At 43.1% G+C, this 15554-nt stretch carries 15 protein-coding genes and 1 pseudogene; 10 read left to right on the forward strand and 6 right to left on the reverse strand.

Annotation, left to right across the window (positions count from 1 at the left end):
- Positions 1–79 precede the first annotated feature (79 nt).
- Entirely contained in the window at positions 80–274 is a 195-nt protein-coding gene (gene yhzF / locus AC4E8A_RS06250; RefSeq protein WP_490197440.1) for a membrane protein YhzF, read from the forward strand.
- Positions 275–314: 40 nt separating this feature from the next.
- Here yhzF and AC4E8A_RS06255 read toward each other — a convergent pair whose 3' ends face one another.
- Both AC4E8A_RS06255 and AC4E8A_RS06260 read right to left on the reverse strand, forming a co-directional pair.
- Positions 315–839 (reverse strand): tryptophan transporter, encoded by a 525-nt coding sequence (locus AC4E8A_RS06255; protein ID WP_490197441.1) that lies wholly within the window; start codon positions 837–839, stop codon positions 315–317.
- A 1435-nt stretch (positions 840–2274) separates the two neighbouring features.
- The gene (locus AC4E8A_RS06260; RefSeq protein WP_490197442.1) at positions 2275–2694 is read right to left on the reverse strand and encodes an HIT family protein; all 420 of its coding nucleotides are present in this window, start codon (positions 2692–2694) and stop codon (positions 2275–2277) included.
- 611 nt (positions 2695–3305) lie between these two features.
- On the opposite strand from AC4E8A_RS06260, the gene AC4E8A_RS06265 reads away from it, so the two are divergent.
- The 3 genes from AC4E8A_RS06265 to AC4E8A_RS06275 all read left to right on the forward strand — a co-directional run bounded on the left by AC4E8A_RS06265 (position 3306) and on the right by AC4E8A_RS06275 (position 6063).
- Positions 3306–4037, forward strand: coding sequence for an ABC transporter ATP-binding protein (locus tag AC4E8A_RS06265; protein WP_490198787.1), 732 nt, complete (start codon positions 3306–3308; stop codon positions 4035–4037).
- Positions 4034–5254: an ABC transporter permease gene (locus tag AC4E8A_RS06270; protein ID WP_490197443.1), complete on the forward strand. Its 1221-nt coding sequence runs from the start codon at positions 4034–4036 to the stop codon at positions 5252–5254. Before AC4E8A_RS06265 ends, AC4E8A_RS06270 begins: the two co-directional genes overlap by 4 nt.
- A gap of 95 nt (positions 5255–5349) precedes the next feature.
- Entirely contained in the window at positions 5350–6063 is a 714-nt protein-coding gene (locus AC4E8A_RS06275; protein ID WP_490197444.1) for an EcsC family protein, read from the forward strand.
- A 340-nt stretch (positions 6064–6403) separates the two neighbouring features.
- Here the strand turns inward: AC4E8A_RS06275 and AC4E8A_RS06280 are convergent, their stop codons facing one another.
- Entirely contained in the window at positions 6404–7576 is a 1173-nt protein-coding gene (locus AC4E8A_RS06280) for a M20 family metallopeptidase (RefSeq protein ID WP_490197446.1), read from the reverse strand.
- Positions 7577–7753: 177 nt separating this feature from the next.
- On the opposite strand from AC4E8A_RS06280, the gene AC4E8A_RS06285 reads away from it, so the two are divergent.
- Positions 7754–8245, forward strand: a complete 492-nt coding sequence (locus AC4E8A_RS06285) for a phosphatase PAP2 family protein (RefSeq protein ID WP_490197447.1) — start codon at positions 7754–7756, stop codon at positions 8243–8245.
- Between the two features lie 74 nt (positions 8246–8319).
- Here the strand turns inward: AC4E8A_RS06285 and AC4E8A_RS06290 are convergent.
- A pseudogene (locus AC4E8A_RS06290) lies at positions 8320–8412 on the reverse strand (MFS transporter); the annotation flags it as partial.
- A 14-nt stretch (positions 8413–8426) separates the two neighbouring features.
- Entirely contained in the window at positions 8427–9665 is a 1239-nt protein-coding gene (locus AC4E8A_RS06295) for a hypothetical protein (RefSeq protein WP_490197448.1), read from the reverse strand.
- Between the two features lie 276 nt (positions 9666–9941).
- Here AC4E8A_RS06295 and liaF point away from each other — a divergent pair, with 276 nt between their 5' ends.
- The 3 genes from liaF to AC4E8A_RS06310 are packed head-to-tail and all read left to right on the forward strand — an operon-like array spanning position 9942 to position 12442.
- A complete protein-coding gene (gene liaF / locus AC4E8A_RS06300) occupies positions 9942–10730 on the forward strand; it encodes a cell wall-active antibiotics response protein LiaF (RefSeq protein ID WP_490197449.1) in 789 nt (262 codons plus the stop codon).
- Positions 10731–10743: 13 nt separating this feature from the next.
- A complete protein-coding gene (locus AC4E8A_RS06305; RefSeq protein ID WP_490197451.1) occupies positions 10744–11799 on the forward strand; it encodes a HAMP domain-containing sensor histidine kinase in 1056 nt (351 codons plus the stop codon).
- On the forward strand, positions 11792–12442 hold the full coding sequence (locus tag AC4E8A_RS06310; protein WP_490197452.1) for a response regulator transcription factor: 651 nt from the start codon (positions 11792–11794) through the stop codon (positions 12440–12442). The genes AC4E8A_RS06305 and AC4E8A_RS06310 overlap by 8 nt, the downstream gene beginning before the upstream one ends.
- Positions 12443–12676: 234 nt before the next feature.
- Here the strand turns inward: AC4E8A_RS06310 and AC4E8A_RS06315 are convergent, their stop codons facing one another.
- Positions 12677–13189, reverse strand: a complete 513-nt coding sequence (locus AC4E8A_RS06315; protein ID WP_490197453.1) for an antibiotic biosynthesis monooxygenase family protein — start codon at positions 13187–13189, stop codon at positions 12677–12679.
- Between the two features lie 342 nt (positions 13190–13531).
- Between AC4E8A_RS06315 and hemE the strand changes: the two genes are divergently transcribed.
- Positions 13532–14575 (forward strand): uroporphyrinogen decarboxylase, encoded by a 1044-nt coding sequence (gene hemE / locus AC4E8A_RS06320; RefSeq protein ID WP_490197454.1) that lies wholly within the window; start codon positions 13532–13534, stop codon positions 14573–14575.
- A 41-nt stretch (positions 14576–14616) separates the two neighbouring features.
- Positions 14617–15546: a ferrochelatase gene (gene hemH / locus AC4E8A_RS06325; RefSeq protein ID WP_490197455.1), complete on the forward strand. Its 930-nt coding sequence runs from the start codon at positions 14617–14619 to the stop codon at positions 15544–15546.
- The last annotated feature ends 8 nt before the right edge of the window (positions 15547–15554 follow it).

Genomic DNA, 15554 nt, shown 5'->3' on the forward strand with positions numbered 1-15554 from the left:
TTGTTTTTTTGCAGTGATCCATAAACATTAAACAGCAATCAATACGAAAATGGCCTTTTATAAGAAAGGGGTGGAGGGTGTGGATGGAATTATATTTGGATTCTTTGCGCTAAGTGCAATATTATTTTTTGGAATGATCCACTATTTTATGGCAACCCAAAAGCCTGGGATGTATCCGCCGAAGAATATATTGAAGAGGAGAGCCGGGGTTCTGGGGACCGGAGGCGTTGTAGCATTGCTTCTTGGAATATTACTATGGCTCATGTTTAAGTAAATCAAAAAGGAACCTGTCACAGGTTCCTTTTTGATTTGATTTATAAAGATATAGTTTGAGCGAAGCTTGTTCGCTTAAGTATCGAAGTAACTAGCGGAAAGACTATAAACATTGCTCCGGCATTGACAAGTGTTGCAGGTAATACAACAGCGGCAAACAAACCAAGGAATGCACCTGGAAGTCCTACAATCAAGTAAGCGGAAGACAGGAAGAAAACCCCTGATATAATGGTTCCGACTGCTGTAAGTATGACGGTCCCAGCTATGGATGAAGAATATTTCTTAAGTCCAAGGACCATAAGGTAAAAGACAAAAGCAGTAAGTGGTTTGTCAATCAGGTTTGGGACAAATCCACCTGGGAATTGGGTTGTCAGTCCGGAGATAATTCCGGTAGTAATCCCAAGCAGTAATACATTCTTCTTATCCGGAAACAGCAGGATACCCAGAAACATCATTGTCAACATCATGTCAGGCTTCATTCCAAGGAAAATCCCCGGGATGACTGCGTGCAGTACAGCTCCTATCCCCACAAGCAATGATAGGGCCACCAAAGTCTTTGTATTCATTTCTCATCTCTCCTCGTCTGATCTTTTCTCATCTATTCTTCTCCTACCGTGCACTCTTGCCGGCAGCGAAAAGTTAAAAACAGTATATCATATGATGGAAAGCATGAACAGTTGCAGGATTGAATTTTTATTAAAAGCCCAGATGCCATTTTATCAAGTATATAGAGTTCCGAAAAATTTGAAGGAGATGTTCAATAAGCAGCGGACTAAAAGGGGCGAATAGCTTTGAGAATGGACCGAAACTTAAGGGAGGCGGAAATTAACTCGGGGAATGGACCAAATCTTGAGAGCGATGTAGAAAACCTGATCCAATACCTCAGGGAATGAACCAAATCTTGAGGGCGATGTAGAAAAAATGGTCAATTAACTCGGGGAATGGACCAAATTTTGAGGGCGATGTAGAAAACCTGGTCCAATACCTCGGGGAATGGACCAAATCTTGAGGGCGATGTAGAAAAAATGGTCCAATACCTCGGGGAATGGACCAAATCTTGAGGGCGATGTAGAAAAAATGGTCCAATACCTCAAGGAATGGACCAAATCTTGAGGGAGACAGAGAAAACCTGGTCAAATACCTCAAGGAATGGACCAAATCTTGAGGGAGACAGAGAAAACCTGGTCCAATACCTCAGGGAATGGACCAAATCTTGAGGGCGACAGAGAAAATCTGGTCAAATACCTCAAGGAATGGACCAAATCTTGAGGGAGACAGAGAAAACCTGGTCAATTAACTCGGGGAATGGACCAAATCTTGAGGGAGGCAGAGAAAATCTGGTCAACTACCTCAAGGAATGAACCAAATCTTGAGGGCGATGTAGAAAACCTGGTCCAATACCTCAGGGAATGGACCAAATCTTGAAGGAGACAGAGAAAATCTGGTCAACTACCTCGGGGAATGGACCAAATCTTGAGGGCGATGTAGAAAACCTGGTCCAATACCTCAGGGAATGGACCAAATCTTGAGGGAGACAGAGAAAACCTGGTCCAATACCTCAGGGAATGGACCAAATCTTGAGGGCGACAGAGAAAATCTGGTCAAATACCTCAAGGAATGGACCAAATCTTGAGGGAGACAGAGAAAACCTGGTCAATTAACTCGGGGAATGGACCAAATCTTGAGGGCGACAGAGAAAACCTGGTCCAATACCTCAAGGAATGAACCAAATCTTGAGGGCGATGTAGAAAACCTGGTCCAATACCTCAAGGAATGGACCAAATCTTGAAGGAGACAGAGAAAACCTGGTCAAATACCCAGGGAATGAACAAAAACCTGGTCAATTAACCCGGGTTATGGATCAATTCTTTTGTTCAAGGAAGAAATAGATGATTAATAAGCGAAAATCAGCCTAATGATACTCCAAGCAATAAAAAACTCCCCACTGAGGAGGAGTTTTCATTCTATTGTGTAATAAGTTAAGGTAGGTTCCATTATGGATTATAGATGCCTGCTGATACCTTCTGCAATTTCTTTTAAATCTTCAGGGCTGTATTGGTCAGTATGGGTTTTCCAGACAGCTCCAAATCCATCGCCTGTTCCGTAGCGAGGAATGATATGAAGATGGAAATGGAAAACGGATTGACCGGCATCTTCGCCATTATTATTCAGCAGGTTTAAACCGATCGGGTCATATTCCGCTTTAATTGCATTTGTGATTTTGGGCACAGCAGCAAAGACTTTGGATGCAAGGCCTTCTGTAAGTTCATAAACATTTTCTTTATGTAGTTTGGGAATCACCAATGTATGTCCTTTTGTTACCTGACTGATATCAAGGAAAGCAAGGACATGTTCGTCCTCATACACTTTGGATGAAGGGATTTCTCCCTCGATTATTTTGCAAAAGATACAATCACTCATACTATCCCGCCTTTTAATGTTTTTTTGATTTTATCATAAGAAGAGAAATTTTGGAAAGAACAAACAAGGGGCCGGCAAGAAGGTAATATCAGCATCACCCTCTGCCAGCCCCTATTGAAGGGGGGATTACTTTAGGTTCATTAGTGGAACGTCTGAATGATCTGCGATAAACACCTCATTTTGCATTATTTTGCAAGATTAGTGAATATACAGTGTGTTGACTGACTCTGGTTCAAAGCGACCATCCCCTTGTCTTATAGCTTTTATGCTTTAAGAGTTCTTGAATAGTCCGTGTTCTTTGATAAACACCTCATTTTTAAAGTTTTTAAAAAATCTGGTGTGAGTTCAGGCCAATACTATGCAAGACGACCATCCCCTTAAGTTTTTGGAAGCAAACGTATAATTCGGATACCGGTCTTTAACAACCACCCCGTTTTAAGTTTTGCTGTCCCCTTCCTCCATTATGATGGCCATTTTTGTTATCTATATTACAGGAAAAACATGGAATTGGTTATTCCGGCGAAAGGCCGGCAATAGCTAGAAAAGCCTGGCTTTGCTAAAATAAAACAAACAAAGAGAAAGAAAGGACGTTGCTTGTGTCACTGTCACTATTGGAAATTCAACATTTGGTTGGAGGATATACAAGAAAGCCTGTTCTGAAAGATATTTCATTCCATTTAAACTCAAATGAAATCGTCGGTTTGATCGGACTGAATGGAGCCGGAAAGAGTACGACAATCAAGCATATAATTGGATTGATGGAGCCGAAGCAGGGAGAGATCAAGATCAACGGGCTTCAATTGAAAAGCGATACAGATGAATACCGGAAACAGTTCGCTTACATACCTGAAACGCCTATTCTCTATGATGAATTGACACTGGAAGAGCATATGCGTTTAACTGCAATGGCGTATGGGGTACCCGAGGCAGAATATAAGAAAAGGGCGGCGGGTCTGCTGAAAGAGTTCAGGATGGAAAAAAGGCTCGGTTGGTTTCCTTCCCATTTTTCAAAAGGGATGAAACAGAAAGTCATGATCATGTGCGCATTCCTGGTTGAACCGAGTCTTTATATTATTGATGAACCTTTTGTAGGACTCGACCCCCTTGCGATTCAGTCTTTACTGAATTGGATGGAAGAGATGAAAAAGAATGGTGCAGGTATACTGATGTCGACTCACATTCTCGCAACAGCCGAGAGGTACTGCGATTCCTTCATCATTCTTCATGAAGGGAAAATAAGGGCAAAAGGGACCCTTCTGGAACTTCAGCAGGAATTCGGGATGCCTGGTGCAACACTGGATGATATATATATTGAACTGACAAAGGAAGAAACGGAGCAATGAAAAATATCGAGGGAATTTGGAAGAAAAGGGTAGTAGAATACAATGCAGAGCTGAGGAAATATCTCCGGTACATGTTTAATGACCATCTTCTGTTTGTTCTTATATTTGCATTGGGAGGAGGGGCATTTACTTACAATCAGTGGGTAAGCACGCTTGACAGTTCATTTCCGGCACCGCTGATCATGGCCATCATTCTTGGACTGATCCTTACTTGGAGTCCTGTCTATACCTTCCTGAGGGAAGCAGATGCTGTCTTTTTGCTGCCTCTTGAAAGCAGGATGAAAGGCTTCTTCCGGAAAGGGATATGGGTCAGCTTTATCTCCCAATCCTACATTTTGCTGCTCGTTTTGGCTGCTATGATGCCAATGTATGTGAAGGTGACCAATAGGGGATTTCAATCTTTCTTTGTCATCCTTGTGATTTTATTGGCTCTTAAGGTATGGAACCTTTACGTGAGATGGTACACCTTGAAAAATCAGGAACGGGAAGCGCATTTTGTAGATTATTTCGTACGATTTGCTATGAATGCCGTTTTCTTATATATGATTCTTCATGAAGCATCCGTGGTACTTATCGCTGCTGTGGCCTTTATCCTGTTAGCATATTTAGTGTATTTCAGGTTTTCTGTAAAAGGGAAAAGCCTGAAGTGGGATGTGCTGATAAGTCTGGAGGAACAGAGGATGCTGCTTTTCTACAGGTTGGCGAATATGTTTACGGATGTCCCTAAGCTGAAGGGGAAGGTGCATCGCAGGAGATGGCTGGATTCCGTCTTGAATGCCATTCCATATGATCGAAAACAAACGTACAAATTTTTGTACTTACGAGCGCTTCTGCGTACGAGTGAATATTTTGGACTGTATATCCGCCTGTCCCTGATTGCCATGGTCCTCTTATACTTTAGTGATGCATTATGGCTCAGTATTTTTACAGGGATCCTGTTCATTTACTTGACTGGCTTCCAAATGATTCCGATGTTTAAACGATTCGATTACAAAATCTGGGTCTCTCTTTATCCGGTTCCAGAAAGTATCAAGAAGCATTCATTCCGGCAAGTAGTGCAATGGGCGCTGATCGTTCAGGCAGTCCTGTTTTCACTGGCACTGGTTTTGAGCGGGCAGCTGCTGGAAGCTTTAATTATGCTCGGGGCAGGACTACTGTTTGCCTTTGGATTTGCCAACTTTTATCTGATCCAAAGGGTAAAGAAATTTGAGTTCTGAGCGAAACTTCTTGTATCTTCATTCGTATAATCATACAGGCAGAGCCATAAGGCAATGCTTATAAAAACAGTCTTAACAAAGGACAGGGGTGTGACATGAACAGTTTTGAATCCGCTGCCCGGAATGACATGGAGATGTGGAAGAGAAAGAAGTTAAAGAGGGCCGGTTTTCTAAACCGTACCGCAAAGAAAGCCCAGGTGAAATTTAATTCAGTAATTCCCGAGAAAGTGCACATGGTAGTTACGGACAGCATTAAAAATATGGTCAAAGTTACTTTGGCAGGATCTGGTTTTACATCCGGCAATAAGATTGTGATTCCTGAATCGTTAGAAGAAAAGGAGCGGTATATGAAGGAGAGGCTGTCTTTCTATAGGAAGGCAGCTGCCATCGAAGGTGCAGGAACAGGTGCAGGCGGCTTGTTTCTTGGATTGGCGGATTTTCCTTTGCTCCTTTCCATAAAAATGAAATACTTGCATGAAGCAGCTCTAACACATGGATATGACCCTAAAGCATATGAAGAGAGACTGTTCATGTTATACGTGTTTCAGCTTGCATTCTCCGGTGATGAACATCGTCGCGAAGTTTTCTCTATTATCGATAATTGGGAAGAATATAAGAAAAAGGCAGTTGACCTTGATTGGAAGGTGTTTCAGCAGGAATATCGGGATTATATAGATTTGGTCAAATTATTTCAGCTGGTACCGGGGATTGGAGCGGCAGTAGGGGCTTATGCCAACTATGGTCTTTTGGAAGAGCTTGGCGAAGCAGCGTTGTATGCTTATCGAAGGAGGCACTTCAACCAGCTTTAGGGCGGGTAAGAAACATGGATGCCTGGAAAATCTCTGGAGTGGTGATTCCGAAATTCCTCAAAAAAGCAGAGATGGTTTCTTGGGTGTCGGTTTCAAGGGCATGAACTCGCTAAAATACAGCAAAATTGTCTAGGAGTCCAATTCTTAAGTGAAGACTTCTTCTCGCATATATTGTTGCTTTCGGAAAAATCCCGAAAGCCGGATTTTTCCCCTGCGTACTAAGTTTTTCGCTCTGAACGAAGAGAGAAGCTCTTTTCTCCCTTGTTAAACAGTTTTTTTTGTTCATTACTCCACTATGATGCAACAAAAAAGCCGGTACAAATCCATGTACCGGCTTTTGTCATTTTGCGTAGGTGATGGCTGCTTTTGCCATGACACAAGCAGCAGTCAACATCGCCTTTTCATTAAAATCAAATTTAGGGTGATGGTGGGGGTAAGGCTGGCCTACTCCTTCCGGCTTGGCCCCTGTAAAGAAAAAGGTGCCCGGGATCTCTTGCAGATAGTAGGCAAAATCTTCGCCGCCCATTTGCATTTCACACTCTTCAATGGTGTCGACGCCTATTACGCCTTCTGCTGTTTTAATAAGGTGTTCGGTTTCTGGCGGGTGATTAACCACAGCCGGGTAGCCTTTTTCATAATTAAAAGTATAAGAGCAATCGGTTGAAATGCATGTTCCTTTTATGATTCTTTCCATTTCAGATAGGATGAAGTCCCTTGTTTCTTCGCTGAAGGTTCTTACAGTACCGACCAATGTTGCGGTATCAGCAATGACATTAAAGGCGTTTTCTGCGACAAATGATCCGATTGTGACCACCGCAGGTTCTATTGGATTGACTCTTCGGCTGACGATTTGTTGAAGAGTCCCGACCAATTGAGAGGCTGCCACGATGGAATCCTTTGTCTTATGGGGTTGAGCACCATGTCCGCCCGCACCCTGGATGTTGATCTCAAATCTATCTGCTGCAGCCATGATTGGTCCTGTTCGATGTTGGATTTTGCCAAAGGGTTCTGTAGCCCATAAATGGGTTCCGAAAATAGCATCCACGCCCTTCAGGCAGCCTGCTTCCACCATGGATTTTGCTCCCCCTGGTGCATACTCTTCAGCATGCTGATGAATGAATACATAAGTTCCAGGAAGCTCGCTTTTCAGCTCATTAATTGATTTTGCCAGGACCAGCAGTGTGGCAGTATGGCCATCGTGTCCACAAGCATGCATTACTCCATCAACGGTCGACCTATAAGGAACTTTTTTTTCATCTTGAATTGGTAGTGCGTCAAAGTCAGCCCTGAGAGCGATGGTCTTGCCTGGTTTCTCCCCCTGAACTTTCGCAATGACTCCGTTGCCACCAACTCCGGTGGTTACATCAATGTCAAGCTTTCTGTAGTAGTCGGCGATATATTGAGCTGTCTTATATTCCTTGAATGAAATTTCGGGATTCCGGTGAAGGTACCGCCTGATTTCCACCATTTCTTCCCATCTGTTTTCCAGTTTTTCAAACAATGTTTCCAGCATTCCCGTTCCTCCCCCTTAGCAATCGGTACTACTATATTATATAAATGAAAAGTATGAATAGTATATCATTAATTCAGCTGAGTTGATGAGTGATTTCTATAGCTGGTTTTGAGTAATGTATGATACAACAAGTAAGGAGGAGGTGAGAGTATGTCTGAATAGAAAGCTGCATGGGGATTGATATCATTTGCTTCATTCTTGATTATTTTGCTAATGCTTGAAACAGAATACATAAGTTGGTTGGACCACTCCGTCAATTCAATAGCCAAAAATATGCTGGTGTTGGAATATTTCTATATGTTCGGTTCAGAATTGTTCATTGGGACAGTCAGCATTCTACTTATCCTTTGGCTTGCATTGAAGGAAAGGAATTTTACCGGAATCATTCTAACTGTTTTGGCTGTAGGCGGTGGAAACTTTATAAATACGTATAGTAAGTCTACGGTTGAGAGAGAGACCGGAAGGCTTGCATGGGGAAGAGGGTTCAATTTTCCCAGCGGCCACGCAATGGTAGGGCTGATCTTCCTGCTGGTATTGGCGTTTTTCATTTCAAAGCATTTGACATCTTCTTATGGAAGGCTGACTGTATATGTGGCGGCCATTGTGATCGCCTTGCTGACGGGACTAAGCAGACTTCCAGAAAAGCATTCTTTTCTTCTTGCTTTTTGAGATATTTCTGGTGAAATACGGCGATTTATTTTGAAATTCATATTTAATGGCAGCAAAGGTTATGAAAAGAGCCTCTATATAAGAAATATAGCGGTAATAGTGGTTGCGGCCAGTCCAATGGTAACGGGAAGCAGATTGCGTCTGGCCAATTCAAATGGATCGACATTCAGGTACAGCGACTTTAACTGCTCTCGGGCAGATATCCGCCATCTGGATCGGGGGCGGCACCCTTGTCCCTTGGGCACTCATACCGGCGGCTGCCATCTGTACCTGAAAACCCTGATCCATCCAGCCCTGTTATCGCACCCACCGTCGTCAGGGTAACAGCGCCCACCGCTTTGGACAGCGGAACTGCAGCGGCCAGAGCACCGCCAAGATCATTTACAATCCCCGAAGAACCTTCAGGAAGATGCCCTTCGCCGATGATTGCCGTAAACCCTGAATCTCCGAGATAGAAAAAAGCGGCAATAGGAATGACCGGGCCAAATACTTTAAATCCAAATTGAAACCCTTCAATGATAAAGCTTGTTGATTGTTCCAGCCCCTTGGCCTTATAGCCGGAGAGTGAAATGATCAACAGGATGAAGATGGATGTACCGCCAATAAGCGCAGTCGCATCTCCTCCCTGAAGGCTGAATACGGACATCGCAAGGATATTTAAGGCAAAAAGGACAGGGATCATAAGGGCAAGAAACTTTTTCGCGGAGCTGCTTAAAAGTTCAGGCCCTTTTTCTTCGGCTGTGCCTTTGATTTCAGAGTCTTCGACCACCAATATTCCTTTCTTGATATCCCTCCTTAAAAATAGAAACGCGGTCACCGTAGTGACAATCCCCATCACGGCAACTAGTGGTATACTTGCCTGAATAACCTGTGAAACATCGAGTCCTGCAGCATCTGAGGTCAGCTTGGGTGCAGCCTGTATAACAAAGTCGCCGGAGAGGGCAATGCCATGGCCAAATAGATTCATTGCCATCGCAATTCCCAGTGCAGGCAAGCCGACTCGAAGTGCGACAGGAACCAGGACTGCTCCCAGAAGGGCTACTGCAGGTGACGGCCAGAAGAACCAAGATATCAACATCATGACAATCCCGATCGTCCAATAGGCGAGTGCGGGGGTCTTGATCAATTTGGCAAACGGACTGATCATCACATCATTAATACCGGTTTTAGTAAGGCTCCGGCTCATACCGACAATGATTGAAATAACCAAAATAGTAGGGAGCAGCTCTGTTATGGCATATATGAAGCTGTTAAAGACACTGCTCACAGAGCTGGTTAACGAGCCTTTGGCAAACAAAGCAATGAGAAAAACTCCTGCTATGCAAACAATTGTTGTATCTTTCCTGAACACCATAAAAAGGATGATTAACCCGATAAAGCCTAAATACAGCCAGTGTAGTGCGGTCAATTCCACCAGCATTAAAATTCCTCCTCACTTTCAAAAAAGGGTATCTGCCCTTTGGTATTACAGAATATTCAGGCTGAAAATGATTGTGAAGAGGTACGTAAGTAAATTCAGTCTTGGGACGGAGCCCATTTCATGCGGATGCTCCTCTTAAGGAGCAAAATACATAGGTAGACTGTAATCATAAGGTATTTTCTATTCTTCAAAACGATTGACCTTTGTATGGAAAAATAAAGGATTTTAACGTTGTTCATCAAAATGAGAAAAGACTGGTTAAAGGCGGTGTAGAAATTGAAGAATTCTGGCGGAAAACAATGGTTTTTCTCAGCGGTACTATTATTGACCGGCGTAGTATTGCTTTTTATTAATATTGGTGTCATTTCCTTGGAAATAAAACAGTTATTTGTCATGTTCATTCCGCTGCTCTTGCTGTTTCAGGGATTGAAATGGATGTATTCAGGTGTTAAGTGGAAAAGGATGTTTAAATTTACCTTTGGGCTCTTTTTATCCATATATGGCGCCTTGCTCATACTAGATAGTTTTGAGGTTGTATCCTTCCATTATGGTGACTGGTGGAAACTGTGGCCGGTAAGCTTGATTGGGTTTGCCTTTACCGTGCTATGGAAGAAAAGCCGAATCAGGGTGATGTATTCAAGTGATGATTTTTTAGATGAAGATGACATTGTGCAGAAAAAAGAATATGAGAAAGTCAAAATAAACAAGAGCCATTTCATCGGTGATATCAAATACAATCAGCCCAATTGGCCGCTTGAATCGATGAGGCTCTCTAACATGATTGGAAGTTACTATTTTGATATCAGCAAGGCGTATATTCCTGAAGGTGAAACCCCGATTTATTTAAAAGGGTGGATAGGGGATGTGAAAATGCTGATCCCTGAGGATATCCCGGTGGATATCAGTATCGATGGAAGCATAGGAGATATCAAGCTATTCGGCCAGAAATCCTCTGATATCAAACCGACCATGAGCTACCGGTCTCCAGGATACGAAGAGGCTGAGAAAAAAATAAAGATCTTTATAGAATTCAGTATTGGTTCTGTGAAAATCAATAAGGTTTAGTGAGGTGCAGCCATTGAATAAATCTTCTAATATTGGTTTTGGGTTTTTCAAAAGTTTTTTTATGATGGGGTTAATGGGCACACTATTCTTTTTCCTGATTATCCAATTCTATATTCTGGTATCGGAAACCTCTCATATCACACTTGCAGGATCCTTGTATCTCACCCTGCTTGTCCTGCTTATTTTTCTAATGCTGAGCATTTACTTTGGTTTCCGGACAGGCTTTTTATTTAAGGGGAGGCTGGATGATATTTCGACCTTTGTTTCAGTCCTGAGAAGCGGAAGGTTTTCAGCGAGAGTTGACGACAGCAAACCAGATGAGATCGGAATTTTAACAGAGGAGCTTAACCAACTGGCCGTCTATATCCAGGAGCAGGTAAAGTCCCTGCAAAGACTCGCAGATGAAAAATCGGAGTTGGCGGATCAGGCTCATCAGGCAGCTGTAATGGAAGAAAGGCATCGTCTTGCCAGGGATTTGCACGATTCAGTCAGCCAGCAGCTCTTTGCTCTTAATATGCTTTCATCAGCAGCGGTACGCACTGTGCAAAAAAAGCCAAAGGATGCAGAACCGATCCTGAAGCAGGTAGCAGAAATCGCTTCGAAAGCCCAGGGAGAGATGAGGGCACTGCTGCTTCACTTAAGACCGATCGATTTGAAGGGAGAAAGTCTTTCACAGGGGTTAAAGAAGCTGATTCATGAACTGAAGGAAAAGACACCAATCGATATTTCGGCCGAATTCAATCACCTCGAAGGGTTGACTAAGGGAGCCGAGGCTCATCTGTTTCGTATCGTCCAAGAGGGGATTTCCAACATCCTCCGGCATGCTGAAGCGACTCAAATTAAGATTTCCACCAAAAAAATTGATTCCAGCCTCAACTTATATATCAGTGATAATGGAAAAGGTTTCAGTGTCAATCAACAAAAGATGACGTCCTACGGCTTGCAGACAATGAGGGAGCGCTGTGAAGAAATCGGCGGCATCTTTCAAATCCGCTCCAAGGAAAACGAAGGGACATATATTAATATACGGATACCATTAAGGGAAGAAGGGGAGAACAGGAATGGATAAAATCAAAGTGATGATTGTGGATGATCATGAAATGGTCCGGCTGGGAATGAAGACGTACCTGCTGACCGAAGAAAGAATCGAATTCCTGGGGGAAGCATCAAGCGGCAATGAAGCCGTTAAACTCGCAAAGCTTTATCAACCGCAAATCATCCTGATGGACCTATTGATGGAGAACGGAAATGGAATTGATGCCACACAGGAAATCCTTGCATTTCTGCCAGACTGCAAGATTATTATACTTACAAGCTACTATGATGATGAAAAGGTTTTCCCTGCGATTGAAGCAGGCGCACACAGCTACCTCTTGAAAACGGCAAGTGCAGAGGAAGTGATATCAGCTGTTTATAAAGCTGTAAAGGGAGAGAGCGTGATTGCCCCGAAAGTCGCTGACAAGATGATGAACCGATTTCGCCCACAGCAAAAGAAGCTGCATGAGGACTTGACTGCCAGGGAACTCGATGTCCTGAAATGTTTGGGAGAGGGAATGACAAACCAGGAAATATCGGAAGAATTGTTCATCGGTATTAAAACAACAAAAACTCATGTCAGCAATATCCTCAGTAAATTAGGAGTTGCCGACCGTACCCAGGCTGCCATCTATGCCAATAGAAACGGAATTTTGCTGAAGAGACAGGTGGAGTAACATGGGACACCTTTCGAAGGCGGAGGCTTAAGCAAAAAACATCCTATGATAAAATAGTTGACACGATATAGCAGGTGAATAACGGAAAAAAATCCATTATTAAAAGGCTGACGCGGTCTAACCATATGATTACATGAATTCACCGGCTTAGGGGACACTTTAAATAGGACGTAAATAATACTCTCCAGCTTCATGAAACAAAAGCCGGGCCGCAAATAGCGGCCCGGCTTTTGTTTATTCTTCATCTTCAGCAATGCTGTATTTGGTTACAAAGGAAGGGCGGGGGAACATGTTTCTCTGCGCATCAACGCCATCCGCGGTTCCCCTTTTTTCATGAGCCTTTGCATACTGCTGGGAATCCTGCCATTGTTTAAAGGAATGTTCATCTTCCCATTGAGTCAAGATCGAATAGGTATCCGTGTCAAGTGGGCGAAGCACCCTGATGGCGATAAAACCGGCAACTTCTTCAATTAAACCTGCACGGTTCTTGAAACGGTATTCAAATACTGGACGTCCTTCGTCGGAGACAGGAATATTATTGATGACGACAAATCCATGTTTTTGAAGATCGCCTGATGAATCGATCACTTCGTACCGTCTTGGTTCCTGGAAAACGGATTTCCCTTCTGTTTCATGGACCAATACGGACGTATCAGCATTATCCATAAGGAGGATGGTTTGATCGGAATGTTTGTTTTCTAATGTTTTAAGAAATTCATGTGTACCGCTTGTCATATAAACATACATATCATTTTCACTCCTGCCAATTGTTTAGTTATATCTTTCCCATTGCTTCAACAGGTGAAACTCCCCCTCAATAGTGAAAGGCCTGTGTATGGTATATCCATGATATCGCTTTCAACAGGCTCCCGCAAATCCAGCGCTTGAATTTTGAACAAACCGCCATAATAAAATCGGCAAATTTATGACATTTAGAGTCACCAACTATACTTTTATAGTGGAAAAGTCTATAGTGAAAACGGGATATATGAACGGATAGGTTACATTAACTGCTTCATTTTTTATTCTTGAGCCATAATATAATACAATGGTGTACATAGAGGAATGTAGAAGGGTGGACATATAAATATGAAGAAAATGAATGACACATTTTTAAGAGCGGCAAGAGGGGAGAAGACTGACTATACACCAGTTTGGTATATGAGACAGGCCGGGCGCTCTCAGCCCGAATACAGGGAACTGAAGAAAAAATATTCCCTATTTGAAATTACCCATCAGCCTGAAATCTGCGCTTATGTTACCCGCCTGCCGGTAGAACAATATGATGTGGATGCTGCAATTTTGTATAAAGATATCATGTCTCCACTGCCTTCGATAGGAGTGGATGTTGATATCAAGACAGGAATTGGACCGGTCATCGAAAATCCGATTCGATCCCTTGCGGATGTTGAAAAACTTGGAGAGATTGATCCTGAAAATGATGTACCTTATGTGCTGGATACAATCAAGTTGCTGACACAAGAGCAGCTTTCAGTGCCGTTAATTGGATTTGCAGGCGCTCCTTTTACATTGGCAAGCTACATGATTGAGGGCGGACCGTCTAAAAACTATAATAAGACAAAAGCCTTCATGTACGCTGAACCCAAAGCCTGGTTCACCTTGATGGACAAGCTGGCTGACATGACCATTGCATACGGCCGTGCCCAAATCAAAGCAGGAGCTTCTGCGTTCCAGATCTTTGATTCCTGGGTTGGTGCCCTGAATGTACAGGATTACCGTACGTTCATCAAACCAATAATGGAAAAGATATTCGCCGAATTGAAAAAAGAAAATGTACCATTAATCATGTTCGGGGTCGGAGCAAGCCACCTTTCCATGGAATGGCATGACCTTCCGATTGATGTGGTCGGTTTGGACTGGAGACTTCCGATTGAGGAAGCGCGCTCAAATGGAATCACAAAGACCGTCATGGGTAATTTGGATCCTGCTATTCTGCTTGCTCCATGGGATGTCATTGAAGAAAAAGCGAAAGCAATCATTGATAAGGGAATTGAAAATCCGGGTCATATCTTCAACCTTGGCCATGGCGTGTTCCCATCTGTTAAGCCTGAAACCCTGAAAAAGCTGACGGCTTTTGTCCATGAATACAGTGCTGAGAAGCTGAGAGGCTAATCACGTACACAACAACGAACAAAAATTCGAGGTGAAAAGAAATGGCAAAGAAAAAAATGGGTCTCCTTGTAATGGCATATGGGACACCATATAAAGAAGAAGACATCGAACGTTATTACACACATATCCGCCACGGCAGAACGCCTTCACCGGAAATGCTTGAAGATCTGACCCAGCGTTATGAAGCAATCGGAGGAATCTCCCCATTGGCGAAGATCACGCTGGATCAGGGTAAAGCGCTGGAAGAGCGACTGAATGCCATTCAGGATGAAGTTGAATTCAAAATGTACCTTGGCCTTAAACATATTGAACCGTTTGTTGAAGATGCTGTGCAGCAAATGCATGAAGATGGAATAGAAGAAGCTGTATCGATTGTTTTGGCACCGCACTTTTCAACCTTCAGTGTAAAATCATACAATGGACGTGCGAAAGAAGAAGCGGCTAAAATCGGCGGTCCGGAAATCACTTCGATTGAGAGCTGGTATGATGAACCGAAATTCATCGAATACTGGGTAAAGAAAGTAAAAGAAACTTATGCAAAAATGACGGAAGATGAACGAAATAGGGCAGTATTAGTTGTTTCTGCTCACAGCCTTCCAGAAAGAATCCTGAAAGATGGAGATCCATATCCTGATCAGCTGCAGGAAACAGCAGACCTGATTGCCAAAGGTGCGGGCGTTACCGAATATGCAGTAGGCTGGCAGAGCGAAGGAAACACTCCTGATCCATGGCTTGGGCCGGATGTTCAGGATTTAACGAGGGATCTTCATAAAGAAAAAGGATATAACACATTTGTCTATATCCCAGTCGGTTTCGTTGCCGATCATTTGGAAGTACTCTATGACAATGATTATGAATGCAAAGTCGTAACAGACGAAATAGGCGCAAGCTATTACAGACCGGATATGCCAAACGCAAAGCCCGAGTTCATTGATGCTCTGGCAACGGTTGTCATGAAACATCTACAATAAGAAACAAA

Source organism: Bacillus sp. SRL337 (genome assembly GCF_984799155.1).